General features: G+C 49.5%; 5 tRNA genes and 8 rRNA genes. All 13 read right to left on the bottom strand.

The window, feature by feature from the left end:
- Positions 1-110 precede the first annotated feature (110 nt).
- Positions 111-223 (bottom strand): 5S ribosomal RNA (gene rrf / locus KUF54_RS00065).
- Positions 224-405: 182 nt separating this feature from the next.
- A 23S ribosomal RNA gene (locus KUF54_RS00060) occupies positions 406-3285 on the bottom strand.
- A gap of 416 nt (positions 3286-3701) precedes the next feature.
- Positions 3702-3777, bottom strand: a tRNA-Ala gene (locus tag KUF54_RS00055).
- A gap of 40 nt (positions 3778-3817) precedes the next feature.
- A tRNA-Ile gene (locus KUF54_RS00050) sits at positions 3818-3894 on the bottom strand.
- Between the two features lie 103 nt (positions 3895-3997).
- Positions 3998-5530: ribosomal RNA gene (locus KUF54_RS00045) — 16S ribosomal RNA — on the bottom strand.
- Positions 5531-5882: 352 nt separating this feature from the next.
- Positions 5883-5995 (bottom strand): 5S ribosomal RNA (gene rrf / locus KUF54_RS00040).
- Positions 5996-6177: 182 nt separating this feature from the next.
- Positions 6178-9057, bottom strand: a 23S ribosomal RNA gene (locus KUF54_RS00035).
- A 416-nt stretch (positions 9058-9473) separates the two neighbouring features.
- Positions 9474-9549: transfer RNA gene (locus KUF54_RS00030), tRNA-Ala, on the bottom strand.
- Between the two features lie 40 nt (positions 9550-9589).
- Positions 9590-9666, bottom strand: a tRNA-Ile gene (locus KUF54_RS00025).
- Between the two features lie 103 nt (positions 9667-9769).
- Positions 9770-11302 (bottom strand): 16S ribosomal RNA (locus KUF54_RS00020).
- A 352-nt stretch (positions 11303-11654) separates the two neighbouring features.
- Positions 11655-11767: ribosomal RNA gene (rrf, locus tag KUF54_RS00015) — 5S ribosomal RNA — on the bottom strand.
- Positions 11768-11949: 182 nt separating this feature from the next.
- Positions 11950-14822 (bottom strand): 23S ribosomal RNA (locus KUF54_RS00010).
- The 16S, 23S and 5S rRNA genes sit together here with 4 tRNA genes alongside, the layout of an rRNA operon.
- 529 nt (positions 14823-15351) lie before the next feature.
- Positions 15352-15428, bottom strand: a tRNA-Ile gene (locus KUF54_RS00005).
- Positions 15429-15535 lie beyond the last annotated feature (107 nt).

The following is a 15535-nucleotide window of genomic DNA, read 5'->3' as shown; positions in this document are numbered from 1 at the left end:
TTTGTGTTTCAGACCCTAACGCTTTCAACGCTGGATCTTTCGCTATCACTTTTGAATCACCCAATAAAAAACCCCGTAATCTTTCGATTACGGGGTTTTTCTCTGTAAGAGCCTGACGATGACCTACTTTCACACGGGAACCCGCACTATCATCGGCGCTAAGTCGTTTCACGGTCCTGTTCGGGATGGGAAGGAGTGGTACCAACTTGCTATGGTCATCAGGCATAAACTTTTTGTCAGATCGATCGCTTATTTTCTCGATTAACTTCTTAATCGATTGCTTTCAATCCAACGAATTCATAGAGTCTTAATCAGCTTATTCGATTGCGCCTATTTGGCATAACTTGAATGATCGTTTTCACAATTCATTCTGTCTTTTATTTTCTGAGCTAAACCCAAAGTTATAGGGTCAAGCCTCTCGGGCAATTAGTACTGGTTAGCTTAACGCATTACTGCGCTTCCACACCCAGCCTATCAACGTCGTGGTCTACAACGACCCTTCAGGGGGCTCAAGGCCCCGGCAGATCTCATCTTGAAACGAGTTTCCCGCTTAGATGCTTTCAGCGGTTATCTCTTCCACACTTAGCTACCCTGCGATGCCACTGGCGTGACAACAGGTACACCAGAGGTGTGTCCACTCCGGTCCTCTCGTACTAGGAGCAGGCTTCCTCAAATCTGCAGCGCCCACGGAAGATAGGGACCAAACTGTCTCACGACGTTTTAAACCCAGCTCACGTACCTCTTTAAATGGCGAACAGCCATACCCTTGGGACCGACTACAGCCCCAGGATGAGATGAGCCGACATCGAGGTGCCAAACACCGCCGTCGATATGAACTCTTGGGCGGTATCAGCCTGTTATCCCCAGAGTACCTTTTATCCGTTGAGCGATGGCCCTTCCATACAGAACCACCGGATCACTATGTCCTGCTTTCGCATCTGCTCGACTTGTCAGTCTCGCAGTTAAGCACGCTTATGCCATTGCACTATCGTCACGATGTCCGACCGTAACTAGCGTACCTTCGAACTCCTCCGTTACGCTTTGGGAGGAGACCGCCCCAGTCAAACTGCCTACCATGCACTGTCCCCGATCCAGATAATGGACCAAGGTTAGAACCTCAAACGCACCAGGGTGGTATTTCAACGTTGGCTCCATGTGATCTAGCGACCACACTTCAAAGCCTCCCACCTATCCTACACAGATCCGTTCAAAGTCCAATACAAAGCTACAGTAAAGGTTCATGGGGTCTTTCCGTCTTTCCGCGGGGAGATTGCATCATCACAAACATTTCAACTTCGCTGAGTCTCAGGAGGAGACAGTGTGGCCATCGTTACGCCATTCGTGCAGGTCGGAACTTACCCGACAAGGAATTTCGCTACCTTAGGACCGTTATAGTTACGGCCGCCGTTTACTGGGACTTCAATCAAGAGCTTGCACCCCATCATTTAATCTTCCAGCACCGGGCAGGCGTCACACCCTATACGTCCACTTTCGTGTTTGCAGAGTGCTGTGTTTTTATTAAACAGTCGCAGCCACCAATTTTTTGCAGCCCTTTTTAGCTCCGTTTGTTCAACTTCACTGACTTAGGGCACACCTTCTCCCGAAGTTACGGTGTTAATTTGCCGAGTTCCTTCTCCTGAGTTCTCTCAAGCGCCTTAGAATACTCATCTCGCGCACCAGTGTCGGTTTGCGGTACGGTCGTCAATAGCTGAAGCTTAGTGGCTTTTCCTGGAAGCAGGGTATCACTCACTTCGTGTGCAAGCACACTCGTTATCACGCCTCATCTTAGCTCTCCGGATTTGCCTAAAGAGCACGACTACACGCTTGAACCAACATATCCAACAGTTGGCTGAGCTAACCTTCTCCGTCCCCACATCGCACTATTGATCGGTACAGGAATATTGACCTGTTTCCCATCAGCTACGCATCTCTGCCTCGCCTTAGGGGCCGACTCACCCTACGCCGATGAACGTTGCGTAGGAAACCTTGCGCTTACGGCGAGGGGGCTTTTCACCCCCTTTAACGCTACTCATGTCAGCATTCGCACTTCTGATACCTCCAGCATCCGTCTCCAGACACCTTCACAGGCTTACAGAACGCTCTCCTACCACGTGCAATAAATTGCACATCCGCAGCTTCGGTAACTGGCTTAGCCCCGTTACATCTTCCGCGCAGGACGACTCGATCAGTGAGCTATTACGCTTTCTTTAAATGATGGCTGCTTCTAAGCCAACATCCTGACTGTTTTAGCCTTCCCACTTCGTTTCCCACTTAGCCAATTTTAGGGACCTTAGCTGGCGGTCTGGGTTGTTTCCCTCTTGAGTCCGGACGTTAGCACCCGGTGCTCTGTCTCCCAAGCTGTACTCGTCGGTATTCGGAGTTTGCATAGGTTTGGTAAGTCGCCATGACCCCCTAGCCTAAACAGTGCTCTACCCCCGACGGTAATACTTGAGGCACTACCTAAATAGTTTTCGGAGAGAACCAGCTATTTCCAAGTTTGTTTAGCCTTTCACCCCTATCCACAGCTCATCCCCTAATTTTGCAACATTAGTGGGTTCGGACCTCCAGTACCTGTTACGGCACCTTCATCCTGGCCATGGATAGATCACTTGGTTTCGGGTCTACACCCAGCGACTGTTCGCCCTATTCGGACTCGATTTCTCTGCGCCTCCCCTATTCGGTTAAGCTTGCCACTGAATGTAAGTCGCTGACCCATTATACAAAAGGTACGCAGTCACCCCTTACGAGGCTCCTACTTTTTGTAAGCATACGGTTTCAGGATCTATTTCACTCCCCTCCCGGGGTTCTTTTCGCCTTTCCCTCACGGTACTGGTTCACTATCGGTCGATGATGAGTATTTAGCCTTAGAGGATGGTCCCCCTATATTCAGACAGGGTTTCTCGTGCCCCGCCCTACTTGTCTGCAGCCTAGTACCACCGATCGGTTTTCACATACGGGACTATCACCCACTATGGTTGGCCTTTCCATGCCATTTTGTTAACCGGTCGACTATCACTGCAAGGCTCTTCCGAATTCGCTCGCCACTACTATCGGAATCTCGGTTGATGTCTTTTCCTCTGGGTACTTAGATGTTTCAGTTCTCCAGGTTCGCTTCGCATACCTATGAATTCAGTATGCGATACCTATTGCTAGGTGGGTTCCCCCATTCAGAAATCTCCGGATCAAAGCTTATTTGCCAGCTCCCCGAAGCTTATCGCAGGCTATCACGTCTTTCGTCGCCTATCATCGCCAAGGCATCCACCATATGCTCTTAGTCACTTGACCCTATAACTTTGACGTCTCTTGCGAAACACAAAGCTCTAGAACTTCAAAGACTGGTGAGGTCTTACACCTCACGCGTTATGCCGTAATGTGAATATCTTTGGCTGTATCTTTCGACACAGCTTTGAGAATATTCGTCATTACTAAATATCTTTGCTTTCGCAAAATATTTGTTTTGACGCAATCAAAAAGTTGCTGATGGCACGGTGCATTAACCTTGGTTAATGCTTTCCACCAGCAACGCTGATTTCGACTCTATGAATTTTTAAAGAACAGCCTATTGATCAAAGATCAATATAAAAGCAGTCTGCTTCAGACTGCTTTTATATTGAATTTCTGTTTTCGCCTTCTCAACCCATGCTTTGTAGCACTTGCTGAGCCCACGATTATAGCATCACTGGACGCTATCATTTTTAACCTGGTGGAGGATGACGGGATCGAACCGACGACCCCCTGCTTGCAAAGCAGGTGCTCTCCCAGCTGAGCTAATCCCCCGGGATTGTCAATCCAGATGTTGGATTCAGTACCGAAGTACTGGTGGGTCTAGTTGGGCTCGAACCAACGACCCCTGCGTTATCAACACAGTGCTCTAACCAGCTGAGCTACAGACCCATTCCAATTTCTTGCTCGCATCGATTTCTCAATACAAACCCGTTTTGGCTTGTTCCAACAACCGATAAGTGTGGACGTTCAACTTAAAGCAGCATTTTTCCAGAAAGGAGGTGATCCAGCCGCACCTTCCGATACGGCTACCTTGTTACGACTTCACCCCAGTCACGAACCCCGCCGTGGTAAGCGCCCTCCTTGCGGTTAGGCTACCTACTTCTGGCGAGACCCGCTCCCATGGTGTGACGGGCGGTGTGTACAAGACCCGGGAACGTATTCACCGTGACATTCTGATCCACGATTACTAGCGATTCCGACTTCACGCAGTCGAGTTGCAGACTGCGATCCGGACTACGACTGGCTTTATGAGATTAGCTCCCCCTCGCGGGTTGGCAACTCTTTGTACCAGCCATTGTATGACGTGTGTAGCCCCACCTATAAGGGCCATGAGGACTTGACGTCATCCCCACCTTCCTCCGGTTTGTCACCGGCAGTCCCATTAGAGTGCTCAACTAAATGTAGCAACTAATGGCAAGGGTTGCGCTCGTTGCGGGACTTAACCCAACATCTCACGACACGAGCTGACGACAGCCATGCAGCACCTGTGTTACGGTTCTCTTTCGAGCACGAAACCATCTCTGGTAACTTCCGTACATGTCAAAGGTGGGTAAGGTTTTTCGCGTTGCATCGAATTAAACCACATCATCCACCGCTTGTGCGGGTCCCCGTCAATTCCTTTGAGTTTCAACCTTGCGGCCGTACTCCCCAGGCGGTCAACTTCACGCGTTAGCTTCGTTACTGAGTCAGTTAAGACCCAACAACCAGTTGACATCGTTTAGGGCGTGGACTACCAGGGTATCTAATCCTGTTTGCTCCCCACGCTTTCGTGCATGAGCGTCAGTACAGGTCCAGGGGATTGCCTTCGCCATCGGTGTTCCTCCGCATATCTACGCATTTCACTGCTACACGCGGAATTCCATCCCCCTCTACCGTACTCTAGCTTTGCAGTCACAATGGCAGTTCCCAGGTTGAGCCCGGGGATTTCACCACTGTCTTACAAAACCGCCTGCGCACGCTTTACGCCCAGTAATTCCGATTAACGCTTGCACCCTACGTATTACCGCGGCTGCTGGCACGTAGTTAGCCGGTGCTTATTCTTACGGTACCGTCATGACTCCGGGGTATTAGCCCAGAGCTTTTCGTTCCGTACAAAAGCAGTTTACAACCCGAAGGCCTTCATCCTGCACGCGGCATTGCTGGATCAGGCTTTCGCCCATTGTCCAAAATTCCCCACTGCTGCCTCCCGTAGGAGTCTGGACCGTGTCTCAGTTCCAGTGTGGCTGGTCGTCCTCTCAGACCAGCTACAGATCGCAGGCTTGGTGAGCCTTTACCCCACCAACTACCTAATCTGCCATCAGCCGCTCTAGTAGCACAAGGCCCGAAGGTCCCCTGCTTTCATCCGTAGATCTCATGCGGTATTAGCTACTCTTTCGAGTAGTTATCCCCCACTACTAGGCACGTTCCGATGTATTACTCACCCGTTCGCCACTCGTCAGCATCCGAAGACCTGTTACCGTTCGACTTGCATGTGTAAAGCATGCCGCCAGCGTTCAATCTGAGCCAGGATCAAACTCTATAGTTCGATCTTGAATTTAAAGTCTTTCGACTGCTCACTCACTTGACGGAATTAAGAAGAATAAATTCTTCCATAATTACTGTTTTCGTGAGCGCTTGATACTCCGAAGAGTTTTGTTCCGAAGAACTGGCTGCTTGCCATCAAACGCCCACACTTATCGGCTGTATTTTTTTAAGGATCTGAGAACTCAAACAGCTTTAAAACCACTTGAATTTCGTTGCTTGCTGTGATCAGCGAAGCCTTAGATTGTAGCACTGTTTTCACAGTACTTTTAAAACGTTTTTGCGTTTTCTTCTCACCCCTCTTGCGAAGAGAGAGAAGAAAACGCCTGGCGTGAGCCAGGCGTTTTGGCGTAAGAGCCTGACGATGACCTACTTTCACACGGGAACCCGCACTATCATCGGCGCTAAGTCGTTTCACGGTCCTGTTCGGGATGGGAAGGAGTGGTACCAACTTGCTATGGTCATCAGGCATAAACTTTTTGTCAGATCGATCGCTTATTTTCTCGATTAACTTCTTAATCGATTGCTTTCAATCCAACGAATTCATAGAGTCTTAATCAGCTTATTCGATTGCGCCTATTTGGCATAACTTGAATGATCGTTTTCACAATTCATTCTGTCTTTTATTTTCTGAGCTAAACCCAAAGTTATAGGGTCAAGCCTCTCGGGCAATTAGTACTGGTTAGCTTAACGCATTACTGCGCTTCCACACCCAGCCTATCAACGTCGTGGTCTACAACGACCCTTCAGGGGGCTCAAGGCCCCGGCAGATCTCATCTTGAAACGAGTTTCCCGCTTAGATGCTTTCAGCGGTTATCTCTTCCACACTTAGCTACCCTGCGATGCCACTGGCGTGACAACAGGTACACCAGAGGTGTGTCCACTCCGGTCCTCTCGTACTAGGAGCAGGCTTCCTCAAATCTGCAGCGCCCACGGAAGATAGGGACCAAACTGTCTCACGACGTTTTAAACCCAGCTCACGTACCTCTTTAAATGGCGAACAGCCATACCCTTGGGACCGACTACAGCCCCAGGATGAGATGAGCCGACATCGAGGTGCCAAACACCGCCGTCGATATGAACTCTTGGGCGGTATCAGCCTGTTATCCCCAGAGTACCTTTTATCCGTTGAGCGATGGCCCTTCCATACAGAACCACCGGATCACTATGTCCTGCTTTCGCATCTGCTCGACTTGTCAGTCTCGCAGTTAAGCACGCTTATGCCATTGCACTATCGTCACGATGTCCGACCGTAACTAGCGTACCTTCGAACTCCTCCGTTACGCTTTGGGAGGAGACCGCCCCAGTCAAACTGCCTACCATGCACTGTCCCCGATCCAGATAATGGACCAAGGTTAGAACCTCAAACGCACCAGGGTGGTATTTCAACGTTGGCTCCATGTGATCTAGCGACCACACTTCAAAGCCTCCCACCTATCCTACACAGATCCGTTCAAAGTCCAATACAAAGCTACAGTAAAGGTTCATGGGGTCTTTCCGTCTTTCCGCGGGGAGATTGCATCATCACAAACATTTCAACTTCGCTGAGTCTCAGGAGGAGACAGTGTGGCCATCGTTACGCCATTCGTGCAGGTCGGAACTTACCCGACAAGGAATTTCGCTACCTTAGGACCGTTATAGTTACGGCCGCCGTTTACTGGGACTTCAATCAAGAGCTTGCACCCCATCATTTAATCTTCCAGCACCGGGCAGGCGTCACACCCTATACGTCCACTTTCGTGTTTGCAGAGTGCTGTGTTTTTATTAAACAGTCGCAGCCACCAATTTTTTGCAGCCCTTTTTAGCTCCGTTTGTTCAACTTCACTGACTTAGGGCACACCTTCTCCCGAAGTTACGGTGTTAATTTGCCGAGTTCCTTCTCCTGAGTTCTCTCAAGCGCCTTAGAATACTCATCTCGCGCACCAGTGTCGGTTTGCGGTACGGTCGTCAATAGCTGAAGCTTAGTGGCTTTTCCTGGAAGCAGGGTATCACTCACTTCGTGTGCAAGCACACTCGTTATCACGCCTCATCTTAGCTCTCCGGATTTGCCTAAAGAGCACGACTACACGCTTGAACCAACATATCCAACAGTTGGCTGAGCTAACCTTCTCCGTCCCCACATCGCACTATTGATCGGTACAGGAATATTGACCTGTTTCCCATCAGCTACGCATCTCTGCCTCGCCTTAGGGGCCGACTCACCCTACGCCGATGAACGTTGCGTAGGAAACCTTGCGCTTACGGCGAGGGGGCTTTTCACCCCCTTTAACGCTACTCATGTCAGCATTCGCACTTCTGATACCTCCAGCATCCGTCTCCAGACACCTTCACAGGCTTACAGAACGCTCTCCTACCACGTGCAATAAATTGCACATCCGCAGCTTCGGTAACTGGCTTAGCCCCGTTACATCTTCCGCGCAGGACGACTCGATCAGTGAGCTATTACGCTTTCTTTAAATGATGGCTGCTTCTAAGCCAACATCCTGACTGTTTTAGCCTTCCCACTTCGTTTCCCACTTAGCCAATTTTAGGGACCTTAGCTGGCGGTCTGGGTTGTTTCCCTCTTGAGTCCGGACGTTAGCACCCGGTGCTCTGTCTCCCAAGCTGTACTCGTCGGTATTCGGAGTTTGCATAGGTTTGGTAAGTCGCCATGACCCCCTAGCCTAAACAGTGCTCTACCCCCGACGGTAATACTTGAGGCACTACCTAAATAGTTTTCGGAGAGAACCAGCTATTTCCAAGTTTGTTTAGCCTTTCACCCCTATCCACAGCTCATCCCCTAATTTTGCAACATTAGTGGGTTCGGACCTCCAGTACCTGTTACGGCACCTTCATCCTGGCCATGGATAGATCACTTGGTTTCGGGTCTACACCCAGCGACTGTTCGCCCTATTCGGACTCGATTTCTCTGCGCCTCCCCTATTCGGTTAAGCTTGCCACTGAATGTAAGTCGCTGACCCATTATACAAAAGGTACGCAGTCACCCCTTACGAGGCTCCTACTTTTTGTAAGCATACGGTTTCAGGATCTATTTCACTCCCCTCCCGGGGTTCTTTTCGCCTTTCCCTCACGGTACTGGTTCACTATCGGTCGATGATGAGTATTTAGCCTTAGAGGATGGTCCCCCTATATTCAGACAGGGTTTCTCGTGCCCCGCCCTACTTGTCTGCAGCCTAGTACCACCGATCGGTTTTCACATACGGGACTATCACCCACTATGGTTGGCCTTTCCATGCCATTTTGTTAACCGGTCGACTATCACTGCAAGGCTCTTCCGAATTCGCTCGCCACTACTATCGGAATCTCGGTTGATGTCTTTTCCTCTGGGTACTTAGATGTTTCAGTTCTCCAGGTTCGCTTCGCATACCTATGAATTCAGTATGCGATACCTATTGCTAGGTGGGTTCCCCCATTCAGAAATCTCCGGATCAAAGCTTATTTGCCAGCTCCCCGAAGCTTATCGCAGGCTATCACGTCTTTCGTCGCCTATCATCGCCAAGGCATCCACCATATGCTCTTAGTCACTTGACCCTATAACTTTGACGTCTCTTGCGAAACACAAAGCTCTAGAACTTCAAAGACTGGTGAGGTCTTACACCTCACGCGTTATGCCGTAATGTGAATATCTTTGGCTGTATCTTTCGACACAGCTTTGAGAATATTCGTCATTACTAAATATCTTTGCTTTCGCAAAATATTTGTTTTGACGCAATCAAAAAGTTGCTGATGGCACGGTGCATTAACCTTGGTTAATGCTTTCCACCAGCAACGCTGATTTCGACTCTATGAATTTTTAAAGAACAGCCTATTGATCAAAGATCAATATAAAAGCAGTCTGCTTCAGACTGCTTTTATATTGAATTTCTGTTTTCGCCTTCTCAACCCATGCTTTGTAGCACTTGCTGAGCCCACGATTATAGCATCACTGGATGCTATCATTTTTAACCTGGTGGAGGATGACGGGATCGAACCGACGACCCCCTGCTTGCAAAGCAGGTGCTCTCCCAGCTGAGCTAATCCCCCGGGATTGTCAATCCAGATGTTGGATTCAGTACCGAAGTACTGGTGGGTCTAGTTGGGCTCGAACCAACGACCCCTGCGTTATCAACACAGTGCTCTAACCAGCTGAGCTACAGACCCATTCCAATTTCTTGCTCGCATCGATTTCTCAATACAAACCCGTTTTGGCTTGTTCCAACAACCGATAAGTGTGGACGTTCAACTTAAAGCAGCATTTTTCCAGAAAGGAGGTGATCCAGCCGCACCTTCCGATACGGCTACCTTGTTACGACTTCACCCCAGTCACGAACCCCGCCGTGGTAAGCGCCCTCCTTGCGGTTAGGCTACCTACTTCTGGCGAGACCCGCTCCCATGGTGTGACGGGCGGTGTGTACAAGACCCGGGAACGTATTCACCGTGACATTCTGATCCACGATTACTAGCGATTCCGACTTCACGCAGTCGAGTTGCAGACTGCGATCCGGACTACGACTGGCTTTATGAGATTAGCTCCCCCTCGCGGGTTGGCAACTCTTTGTACCAGCCATTGTATGACGTGTGTAGCCCCACCTATAAGGGCCATGAGGACTTGACGTCATCCCCACCTTCCTCCGGTTTGTCACCGGCAGTCCCATTAGAGTGCTCAACTAAATGTAGCAACTAATGGCAAGGGTTGCGCTCGTTGCGGGACTTAACCCAACATCTCACGACACGAGCTGACGACAGCCATGCAGCACCTGTGTTACGGTTCTCTTTCGAGCACGAAACCATCTCTGGTAACTTCCGTACATGTCAAAGGTGGGTAAGGTTTTTCGCGTTGCATCGAATTAAACCACATCATCCACCGCTTGTGCGGGTCCCCGTCAATTCCTTTGAGTTTCAACCTTGCGGCCGTACTCCCCAGGCGGTCAACTTCACGCGTTAGCTTCGTTACTGAGTCAGTTAAGACCCAACAACCAGTTGACATCGTTTAGGGCGTGGACTACCAGGGTATCTAATCCTGTTTGCTCCCCACGCTTTCGTGCATGAGCGTCAGTACAGGTCCAGGGGATTGCCTTCGCCATCGGTGTTCCTCCGCATATCTACGCATTTCACTGCTACACGCGGAATTCCATCCCCCTCTACCGTACTCTAGCTTTGCAGTCACAATGGCAGTTCCCAGGTTGAGCCCGGGGATTTCACCACTGTCTTACAAAACCGCCTGCGCACGCTTTACGCCCAGTAATTCCGATTAACGCTTGCACCCTACGTATTACCGCGGCTGCTGGCACGTAGTTAGCCGGTGCTTATTCTTACGGTACCGTCATGACTCCGGGGTATTAGCCCAGAGCTTTTCGTTCCGTACAAAAGCAGTTTACAACCCGAAGGCCTTCATCCTGCACGCGGCATTGCTGGATCAGGCTTTCGCCCATTGTCCAAAATTCCCCACTGCTGCCTCCCGTAGGAGTCTGGACCGTGTCTCAGTTCCAGTGTGGCTGGTCGTCCTCTCAGACCAGCTACAGATCGCAGGCTTGGTGAGCCTTTACCCCACCAACTACCTAATCTGCCATCAGCCGCTCTAGTAGCACAAGGCCCGAAGGTCCCCTGCTTTCATCCGTAGATCTCATGCGGTATTAGCTACTCTTTCGAGTAGTTATCCCCCACTACTAGGCACGTTCCGATGTATTACTCACCCGTTCGCCACTCGTCAGCATCCGAAGACCTGTTACCGTTCGACTTGCATGTGTAAAGCATGCCGCCAGCGTTCAATCTGAGCCAGGATCAAACTCTATAGTTCGATCTTGAATTTAAAGTCTTTCGACTGCTCACTCACTTGACGGAATTAAGAAGAATAAATTCTTCCATAATTACTGTTTTCGTGAGCGCTTGATACTCCGAAGAGTTTTGTTCCGAAGAACTGTCTGCTTGCCATCAAACGCCCACACTTATCGGCTGTATTTTTTTAAGGATCTGAGAACTCAAACAGCTTTAAAACCACTTGAATTTCGTTGCTTACTGTGATCAGCGAAGCCTTAGATTGTAGCACTGTTTTCACAGTACTTTTAAAACGTTTTTGCGTTTTCTTCTCACCCCTCTTGCGAAGAGAGAGAAGAAAACGCCTGGCGTGAGCCAGGCGTTTTGGCGTAAGAGCCTGACGATGACCTACTTTCACACGGGAACCCGCACTATCATCGGCGCTAAGTCGTTTCACGGTCCTGTTCGGGATGGGAAGGAGTGGTACCAACTTGCTATGGTCATCAGGCATAAACTTTTTGTCAGATCGATCGCTTATTTTCTCGATTAACTTCTTAATCGATTGCTTTCAATCCAACGAATTCATAGAGTCTTAATCAGCTTATTCGATTGCGCCTATTTGGCATAACTTGAATGATCGTTTTCACAATTCATTCTGTCTTTTATTTTCTGAGCTAAACCCAAAGTTATAGGGTCAAGCCTCTCGGGCAATTAGTACTGGTTAGCTTAACGCATTACTGCGCTTCCACACCCAGCCTATCAACGTCGTGGTCTACAACGACCCTTCAGGGGGCTCAAGGCCCCGGCAGATCTCATCTTGAAACGAGTTTCCCGCTTAGATGCTTTCAGCGGTTATCTCTTCCACACTTAGCTACCCTGCGATGCCACTGGCGTGACAACAGGTACACCAGAGGTGTGTCCACTCCGGTCCTCTCGTACTAGGAGCAGGCTTCCTCAAATCTGCAGCGCCCACGGAAGATAGGGACCAAACTGTCTCACGACGTTTTAAACCCAGCTCACGTACCTCTTTAAATGGCGAACAGCCATACCCTTGGGACCGACTACAGCCCCAGGATGAGATGAGCCGACATCGAGGTGCCAAACACCGCCGTCGATATGAACTCTTGGGCGGTATCAGCCTGTTATCCCCAGAGTACCTTTTATCCGTTGAGCGATGGCCCTTCCATACAGAACCACCGGATCACTATGTCCTGCTTTCGCATCTGCTCGACTTGTCAGTCTCGCAGTTAAGCACGCTTATGCCATTGCACTATCGTCACGATGTCCGACCGTAACTAGCGTACCTTCGAACTCCTCCGTTACGCTTTTGGAGGAGACCGCCCCAGTCAAACTGCCTACCATGCACTGTCCCCGATCCAGATAATGGACCAAGGTTAGAACCTCAAACGCACCAGGGTGGTATTTCAACGTTGGCTCCATGTGATCTAGCGACCACACTTCAAAGCCTCCACCTATCCTACACAGATCCGTTCAAAGTCCATACAAAGCTACAGTAAAGGTTCATGGGGTCTTTCCGTCTTTCCGCGGGGAGATTGCATCATCACAAACATTTCAACTTCGCTGAGTCTCAGGAGGAGACAGTGTGGCCATCGTTACGCCATTCGTGCAGGTCGGAACTTACCCGACAAGGAATTTCGCTACCTTAGGACCGTTATAGTTACGGCCGCCGTTTACTGGGACTTCAATCAAGAGCTTGCACCCATCATTTAATCTTCCAGCACCGGGCAGGCGTCACACCCTATACGTCCACTTTCGTGTTTGCAGAGTGCTGTGTTTTTATTAAACAGTCGCAGCCACCAATTTTTGCAGCCCTTTTTAGCTCCGTTTGTTCAACTTCACTGACTTAGGGCACACCTTCTCCCGAAGTTACGGTGTTAATTTGCCGAGTTCCTTCTCCTGAGTTCTCTCAAGCGCCTTAGAATACTCATCTCGCGCACCAGTGTCGGTTTGCGGTACGGTCGTCAATAGCTGAAGCTTAGTGGCTTTTCCTGGAAGCAGGGTATCACTCACTTCGTGTGCAAGCACACTCGTTATCACGCCTCATCTTAGCTCTCCGGATTTGCCTAAAGAGCACGACTACACGCTTGAACCAACATATCCAACAGTTGGCTGAGCTAACCTTCTCCGTCCCCACATCGCACTATTGATCGGTACAGGAATATTGACCTGTTTCCCATCAGCTACGCATCTCTGCCTCGCCTTAGGGGCCGACTCACCCTACGCCGATGAACGTTGCGTAGGAAACCTTGCGCTTACGGCGAGGGGGCTTTTCACCCCCTTAACGCTACTCATGTCAGCATTCGCACTTCTGATACCTCCAGCATCCGTCTCCAGACACCTTCACAGGCTTACAGAACGCTCTCCTACCACGTGCAATAAATTGCACATCCGCAGCTTCGGTAACTGGCTTAGCCCCGTTACATCTTCCGCGCAGGACGACTCGATCAGTGAGCTATTACGCTTTCTTTAAATGATGGCTGCTTCTAAGCCAACATCCTGACTGTTTTAGCCTTCCCACTTCGTTTCCCACTTAGCCAATTTTAGGGACCTTAGCTGGCGGTCTGGGTTGTTTCCCTCTTGAGTCCGGACGTTAGCACCCGGTGCTCTGTCTCCCAAGCTGTACTCGTCGGTATTCGGAGTTTGCATAGGTTTGGTAAGTCGCCATGACCCCTAGCCTAAACAGTGCTCTACCCCCGACGGTAATACTTGAGGCACTACCTAAATAGTTTTCGGAGAGAACCAGCTATTTCCAAGTTTGTTTAGCCTTTCACCCCTATCCACAGCTCATCCCCTAATTTTGCAACATTAGTGGGTTCGGACCTCCAGTACCTGTTACGGCACCTTCATCCTGGCCATGGATAGATCACTTGGTTTCGGGTCTACACCCAGCGACTGTTCGCCTATTCGGACTCGATTTCTCTGCGCCTCCCCTATTCGGTTAAGCTTGCCACTGAATGTAAGTCGCTGACCCATTATACAAAAGGTACGCAGTCACCCCTTACGAGGCTCCTACTTTTTGTAAGCATACGGTTTCAGGATCTATTTCACTCCCCTCCCGGGGTTCTTTTCGCCTTTCCCTCACGGTACTGGTTCACTATCGGTCGATGATGAGTATTTAGCCTTAGAGGATGGTCCCCCTATATTCAGACAGGGTTTCTCGTGCCCCGCCCTACTTGTCTGCAGCCTAGTACCACCGATCGGTTTTCACATACGGGACTATCACCCACTATGGTTGGCCTTTCCATGCCATTTTGTTAACCGGTCGACTATCACTGCAAGGCTCTTCCGAATTCGCTCGCCACTACTATCGGAATCTCGGTTGATGTCTTTTCCTCTGGGTACTTAGATGTTTCAGTTCTCCAGGTTCGCTTCGCATACCTATGAATTCAGTATGCGATACCTATTGCTAGGTGGGTTCCCCCATTCAGAAATCTCCGGATCAAAGCTTATTTGCCAGCTCCCCGAAGCTTATCGCAGGCTATCACGTCTTTCGTCGCCTATCATCGCCAAGGCATCCACCATATGCTCTTAGTCACTTGACCCTATAACTTTGACGTCTCTTGCGAAACACAAAGCTCTAGAACTTCAAAGACTGGTGAGGTCTTACACCTCACGCGTTATGCCGTAATGTGAATATCTTTGGCTGTATCTTTCGACACAGCTTTGAGAATATTCGTCATTACTAAATATCTTTGCTTTCGCAAAATATTTGTTTTGACGCAATCAAAAAGTTGCTGATGGCACGGTGCATTAACCTTGGTTAATGCTTTCCACCAGCAACGCTGATTTCGACTCTATGAATTTTTAAAGAACAGCCTATTGATCAAAGATCAATATAAAAGCAGTCTGCTTCAGACTGCTTTTATATTGAATTTCTGTTTTCGCCTTCTCAACCCATGCTTTGTAGCACTTGCTGAGCCCACGATTATAGCATCACTGGACGCTATCATTTTTAACCTGGTGGAGGATGACGGGATCGAACCGACGACCCCCTGCTTGCAAAGCAGGTGCTCCCAGCTGAGCTAATCCCCGGGATTGTCAATCCAGATGTTGGATTCAGTACCGAAGTACTGGTGGGTCTAGTTGGGCTCGAACCAACGACCCCTGCGTTATCAACACAGTGCTCTAACCAGCTGAGCTACAGACCCATTCCAATTTCTTGCTCGCATCGATTTCTCAATACAAACCCGTTTTGGCTTGTTCCAACAACCGATAAGTGTGGACGTTCAACTTAAAGCAGCATTTTTCCAGAAAG

Origin of the sequence: Comamonas sp. Y33R10-2 (assembly GCF_019355935.1) — a bacterium.
Classification (GTDB): Bacteria; Pseudomonadota; Gammaproteobacteria; order Burkholderiales; family Burkholderiaceae_C; genus Comamonas.
This window is presented reverse-complemented; position numbering and strand designations above follow the sequence as displayed.